Below are 4,081 nucleotides of genomic sequence, written 5' to 3'. Positions count from 1 at the left end.
CAGGAGGTACGTCTTGACTCGCTCCGTCACCGACATCATCGCCGGCCTCGGTACCGGTATCCACATCGACGGGCAGTGGCGCCAGGCGTCGTCCGGCAAGACCTTCGACGTTCACAATCCCGCGACCGGCGAGGTGATCGCGACGCTCGCCGACGGCGGTCCCGACGACGCGACGCTGGCCATCGACACCGCGGCGAATCATCAGAAGGACTGGGCTGCGGTACCGGCGCGCGATCGGTCGGAGATCCTCCGTCGCGCCTACGAACTGCTGGTGGAGCGCGTCGACGAGGTGGCGCTGCTGATGACTACCGAGATGGGCAAGCCGCTGGCCGAGGCGCGCGGCGAGGTCCTCTACGGTGCGGAGTTCTTCCGCTGGTTCGCCGAAGAGGCGGTCCGAATCCGCGGCGACGCGCGCCGCAGCCCCGACGGGAAGTCGCGGTTCATCGTCACGCAGGAGCCGGTGGGGCCGTGCATCCTGATCACCCCGTGGAACTTTCCGCTCGCCATGATCTCGCGCAAGATCGGACCGGCGGTCGCCGCGGGCTGCACCATGGTCTACAAGCCGGCGTCCCTGACCCCGCTGACCTCGCTGTACGTCACCGACCTGCTGGCCGAGGCCGGGCTGCCCGCGGGTATCCTGTCCGTGGTCTGCACGTCGTCGGCCGGCAGCGTGGTGGAACCGTGGATCGACTCGGGCAAGGCGCGCAAGCTCTCGTTCACCGGTTCCACCGGTGTCGGCAAGACACTGCTGGAACAGTGTGCGCGCGGCGTGCTGCGGACGTCGATGGAGCTCGGCGGCAACGCGCCGTTCATCGTCTGCGAGGACGCCGACCTGGACATCGCGCTCGACGCCGTGATGGCGGCCAAGATGCGCAACATGGGCGAGGCCTGCACCGCGGCCAACCGGATCCTGGTGCATCGAACGGTGATCAGCGACTTCGCACAGCGCTTGTCCACGCGGATGTCGTCGCTGACGGTGGGTGACGGCACCGTCGACGGCACGGATGTCGGCCCGCTGGTGGAGCCCAAGGCTGTCACCAAGGTGGAGAAGCTGGTCGGCGATGCCGTGGAACGCGGCGCCCAGGTGCTCACCGGCGGCAGTCGGATCGACGGCCCCGGTAACTTCTACGCGCCGACCGTGCTGACCTCGGTGTCGCCGGACGCCGACGTGATGAGCACCGAGATCTTCGGTCCGGTGGCGGCGCTGGTGCCGTTCGACACCGATGAGGAGGCCGTCGCGTTGGCCAACGCCACCGAGTTCGGCCTGGTCTCGTACGTGATGACCGAGTCCGTCGACCGCGGATTCACCATCGCCGAGCAACTCGAGGCCGGGATGGTCGGTTTCAACACCGGCCTCGTCTCGAATCCGGCCGCCCCGTTCGGCGGCGTCAAGCAGTCGGGTCTGGGACGCGAAGGTGGACTCACCGGCATCGACGAGTACCTGGAGACCAAGTACATCTCTATTCCGGTGCGGTGACCGTTCTATTCCGGTGAGGTGGCCGCGGTGGCGGTCAACCGCTGCAGACCGTCGCTCATGTGTGCCTGCAGCGCGGTGATCGCGGGGACGAGTTCGCCTGCGCGAATCGCGTCGGCGAGCTCGCGGTGCTCGGTGACTCGGTCTTCGGCCGGACCGTAGGTCGACGACATCGCGCGCAGACACATGCTCGTCTCCACGACAACCGTCTCGTGAATCCGCGACAGTCGCTCGCTGCCCGCGGCCTCCACCAGTGCACGGTGGAAGTCGAGGTCGGCGGCCACCATGTCGGTGGAATCCGCCTGCTCGCTCAGCGCGGCCATACGCGCTACCGCGGCATCGAGCCGGTCGGCGCAGGCCAGGCGGTCACCCGCGGCCAGCACCCGTTCGATCGCCGCGCGTTCGATGGTGGTTCGCAGCACGTACATGTCGGCGACGGCGTCCGGCGTCAACTCGGGAACAAAGAGGCCGCGGTTGCGGTGCGAGACCAGGAGTCCCTCCTGGGTGAGCCGCTGCATGGCCTCCCGCAGCGGGCCGCGACTGACCCCGAGCTGCTTGGCGAGTGCGGCCTCGCCGAGCTGCGCGCCCGGAGGGAAGTCGCCGGATGCGATCGCGCGCCGCAGCGAGCGCGCGATGATCGACGGGGTCGACTCCTGAACCACCGGGTCCAGCGCAGTGGGGGGATGGACAGTGGGGGGATGGGCAGCGGAAGGCTGGTCGGTCACGATCGTCGGACCTGCGCGCAGGCGTGGATCAGCGGCCTCGGGGTGCGCTCGGCGACCGCGGCGTGCAGCGCGGCACCGGTGCGGATCACCAGGCGATCGCTGAACCGGGCGCCGACCAGTTGGACGCCCACCGGCAGTCCGTCGTCGGTGACGCCGCACGGCACCGACAGCGCGGGTTGCTGAGTCATGTTGAAAAGGTAGGTGTACGGCGTCCACGAGGTCCAGTCGGGGCTGTGCCAGCCGGGTGGGACGTCGGACCCCGCCTCGAACGCCGGGATCGGCACCGTCGGCGTCACGAGAATGTCGTAGTCGTGGTGCAGGGCGCCCAGCCGCACTCCCAGCGCCATCCGCTCGGCCACCGCGTCCAGATAGTCCTGCGCGGAGAAGTCGCGGTAGCGGCGCAGGGCGTCGCCGAGATTCGGATCCACACGCTCGGCGGCGTCGTCGCCGAAGGGTTTCAGGACGGCGGCGGCTCCGGCGAACCACAGGACGTGAAAAGAGTCGACGGGATCGGCCAGGTGCAGGTCCACCACGTCGACGGTGGCCCCGAGCTGCTCGAGGGCGCCCGCGGCGGCGTCGACCGCGCGTTCCACGTCCGGCTGGTTGGTGCCGAACCCGAGGTCGGGGCTGTACGCGACCCGCAGACCCGTCAGTGGACGGTCGCCGACCGTACCGTCGAGCGCAGCGGTCAGGTAACCGCCGGCCTCGGGAGTGGTGGCCGACGGCGGCATGGCCGACCAGTCGCGCGAGTCGGGACGGATGAGGGCGTCCATGAACGCCGCCGCATCGGGGACCGTCCGGGTCATCGGGCCGGCGTGCGCGAGAGTGCCGAACGGGCTCGACGGGAACATCGGGACCACGCCGTAGGTCGGCTTGAGGGCGACGGTTCCGGTGAACGCCGCCGGAATGCGGACGGAGCCGCCGCCGTCGGTGCCGACGGACAGCGGGCCGAGGCCCGCCGCCACCGCGGAGGCCGATCCGCCGCTGGATCCGCCGGGGGTGAGCCGGGTGTCGTAGGGATTGCGCGTGATGCCGACCAGCGGCGAATCGGTGACCCCCTTCCAGGCGAACTCCGGGGTGGTGGTCTTGCCGAACACCACGCATCCGGCAGCGACGGTGGCGGCCACGGCGGGCGCGTCCACGGTCGGGACGGTGTGGTCGTCACGGTCGGCCAGCAGTGTCGACCCGCGATACGTGGGCAGCCCCGCCGTCAGAAAGATGTCCTTGATCGACGTCGGGACGCCGTCGAGCGGTCCCAGGGCGGCGCGGTCTCGGTAACGGCGTTCGGCGGCCTTCGCTGAGGCATGCGCACCGTCCGGGTCGATGACGCAGAAGGCGTTCAGTTCGCCGTCGAGACGATCGACAGCGTTCAGGACGTCGTCCACCACCTCGACAGGGGACAGGGTTCCGGCGCGGAACGCCGCGGACAGGTCGAGTGCGGTGAGGTCGCACGTACTCGTCGGCGTTGCTGGCATGTCACGCCCTCCGTCCCCTGTTGATTGTCGACAATCGTACGCCGGGCGCGATGGGAGTCAATGGGGCGAGGATTCGAAGTTCGGATGGGTGTGAGCCATATCCATGTCATCTGTTCGACCTATATTTGATTGTGGCTTCTGGCCGAATCAAGAGTTTCGGCTTGTGGTCCGTTCGTACGATAACGAAGTGGTCACGACGGACAGCAAAGCCTGTGATCGATCTGACATTCGGGGCAACCTGATTAATACGTTCAGTCGACAACGATTGAATGTTCCCCTCCCTAGTGTCGCGTGTCTTTAATTAGTTTTCGGTTGGGCTTTCTTCAGAATGTCCTCGGCGGTCTTGGTCCAGACGAAGGGGTGTTTGCGGTCGTTCCAGCCGTTGACGAAGGCTCGGATCTTTGCAT

The 4,081-nt window shown here is 68.1% G+C and carries 3 protein-coding genes; 1 reads left to right on the top strand and 2 read right to left on the bottom strand.

Going from position 1 to position 4,081, the window contains the following annotated elements:
• Positions 1-13 precede the first annotated feature (13 nt).
• Complete coding sequence (locus GX543_RS00410; RefSeq protein WP_290849050.1) at positions 14-1,477, top strand: NAD-dependent succinate-semialdehyde dehydrogenase; 1,464 nt, start codon at positions 14-16, stop codon at positions 1,475-1,477.
• 5 nt (positions 1,478-1,482) lie between these two features.
• Here the strand turns inward: GX543_RS00410 and GX543_RS00405 are convergent, their stop codons facing one another.
• Both GX543_RS00405 and GX543_RS00400 read right to left on the bottom strand, forming a co-directional pair.
• A complete protein-coding gene (locus tag GX543_RS00405; protein WP_366929043.1) occupies positions 1,483-2,136 on the bottom strand; it encodes a GntR family transcriptional regulator in 654 nt (217 codons plus the stop codon).
• Positions 2,137-2,195: 59 nt separating this feature from the next.
• On the bottom strand, positions 2,196-3,674 hold the full coding sequence (locus GX543_RS00400; RefSeq protein WP_290849048.1) for an amidase: 1,479 nt from the start codon (positions 3,672-3,674) through the stop codon (positions 2,196-2,198).
• Positions 3,675-4,081 lie beyond the last annotated feature (407 nt).

Origin of the sequence: Gordonia sp. (in: high G+C Gram-positive bacteria), assembly GCF_012515855.1 — a bacterium.
Taxonomy (GTDB): domain Bacteria; phylum Actinomycetota; class Actinomycetes; order Mycobacteriales; family Mycobacteriaceae; genus Gordonia.
This window is presented reverse-complemented; position numbering and strand designations above follow the sequence as displayed.

What these genes read in the sequence shown, in the direction of transcription:
- GX543_RS00400 (WP_290849048.1), bottom strand. Translation starts at nt 3,674, where the DNA reads ATGCCAGCAACGCCGACGAGTACGTGCGACCTCACCGCACTCGACCTG.